Origin of the sequence: Intrasporangium oryzae NRRL B-24470 (assembly GCF_000576595.1) — a bacterium.
Taxonomy (GTDB): Bacteria; Actinomycetota; Actinomycetes; order Actinomycetales; family Dermatophilaceae; genus Intrasporangium_C; species Intrasporangium_C oryzae.
The window spans coordinates 1-1,522 of record NZ_AWSA01000106.1; the positions used below are offsets into that span (position 1 = coordinate 1).

A 1,522-nucleotide genomic window follows, 5' to 3' on the forward strand; every position below is an offset into this window, starting at 1 on the left:
GACGAGGGCGCCTCCGCGCACCGGGGTGCGCTCGGCCCGGCCGTCGGCCGCACGGCCGCGGGCGGGCCCGGCGGACCTGGACCGTGCGACCGGCGGAGCCGACGGGTCGGGCTCGAGGGCGAGGTCGACACCGAGGACCGGCGCGATCCCCCGGTCCATGCAGGCCCGGACGAACTTCACCGCCCCGTAGAGACCGTCACGGTCGGTCAGGGCGAGGGCCGGCTGACCCCAGGCGACGGCGCGGTCGACGAGCTGCTCGGGCTTGGCCGTGCCGTAACGCATCGAGTACCCGGAGGCGACGTGCAGGTGGACGAAGCTGTCGTTCATGGATCTCACGCGCCGTTCGGCCGGCTCCCCGACGGACGAGACGCGACCACCCTGGCCCCCGGGGCGTCACCCACGGCCGCCACCCGCGTGCCCGGCGCCGGAGCCCCGGACACGGGAGTGATGAGGTCGGGCAGCGGGACCGTGAGCGGCACGCCGAGCAGGTCCTGGACGATCTCGAGGAACATCTCGGCCTGGCGGAGCAGGTCATCGGCCTCACGGACCGGGATCCGTCCTCCCCGGTCGATGACCGACCGTTGAGCCGAGCAGGCGGCGAAGAAGGCCGCCCACTCGCCCAGCTCGGGCGCGATACCCGGAAGGACCTGCCAGACGCTCCGGGGGCGCGAGCGCGGCGACGGGGTGGTGCGTGCCGCGACGATCGCGGCGGCGGCGCGCAGCGCACCGAGGTGGGCGTCGAGGTAGCGCTCCGAGGCGTCGGTGGTCCGGCAGGCGGACTCGAGGGTCGAGCGGGATCGCTCGAGCAGGTCGAGCACCGCCATCGAGATCGGCGGTCGGCGCAGGTGGGCTGCAGTCATCATGGGTTCCCGTCGCTCGTTCGGCTCGGTTGGGTCGGTCAGGTCTGTCGGGTCGGGTCAGTCGGCGACCCGGACGAGCGACCACTGCTCGCCGTGGACGGACTGGTCATGGGCGAGGTCGTAGACCCCGGGGGCGAAGGACCAGCCCGGGCTGGCCTCGACGCGCCAGACCTCCTGCTCGCTGGCCGCGGCGGCGAGCGCCGCGCCGGGCCGCGCGTGGACCTCCTCGGCGTCGAGCGCGTCGCGCCACCAGGCGCGACGCTCGCGCCACCGGTCGAGCACCTCGCGCACGACGTAGAGCCGGCCCCGCCAGATGAAGGCCTCCGGCCGCTGCTGCGGCCCGTCGGACGGACGGACCTCGACGCGGACTTCGACGGGATCACTGAACCTGCGAACCACGACACGTCTCCTTCGGACACGTCGAGGCCGGACATCACGACCCGGGCGCACCTCCCGCGGCCCCACGCGAGACACCCGATACCAACCGACGACTGATCTGAGAACTGGACACGACGAACGGACCGGGACCCGGCCCCTCGTCATCATTCGAACATCTGTTCGACAAGGCCAGCGTAACCCCCGCCGCCGACACCGTGTCAAGGCGCCCCGACCCGCGAGCCCGACCCGCGAGCCCGACCCGCGAGCCCGACCCGCGAGCCCGA

General features: G+C 73.9%; 3 protein-coding genes. All 3 read right to left on the reverse strand.

What is annotated here, in order from left to right:
- On the reverse strand, positions 1-327 hold a 327-nt coding region (locus N865_RS21195; protein ID WP_034810266.1), incomplete at its 3' end, for a PHP domain-containing protein.
- A 5-nt stretch (positions 328-332) separates the two neighbouring features.
- Positions 333-863: an SAV_6107 family HEPN domain-containing protein gene (locus N865_RS21200; RefSeq protein ID WP_245603867.1), complete on the reverse strand. Its 531-nt coding sequence runs from the start codon at positions 861-863 to the stop codon at positions 333-335.
- A 54-nt stretch (positions 864-917) separates the two neighbouring features.
- On the reverse strand, positions 918-1,259 hold the full coding sequence (locus N865_RS21205; RefSeq protein WP_034810267.1) for a DUF6504 family protein: 342 nt from the start codon (positions 1,257-1,259) through the stop codon (positions 918-920).
- Between the last annotated feature and the right edge of the window lie 263 nt (positions 1,260-1,522).

Excerpts from the sequence above, each read along its gene's own strand:
- N865_RS21200 (WP_245603867.1), bottom strand. The coding sequence starts at position 863 with ATGATGACTGCAGCCCACCTGCGCCGACCGCCGATCTCGATGGCGGTG.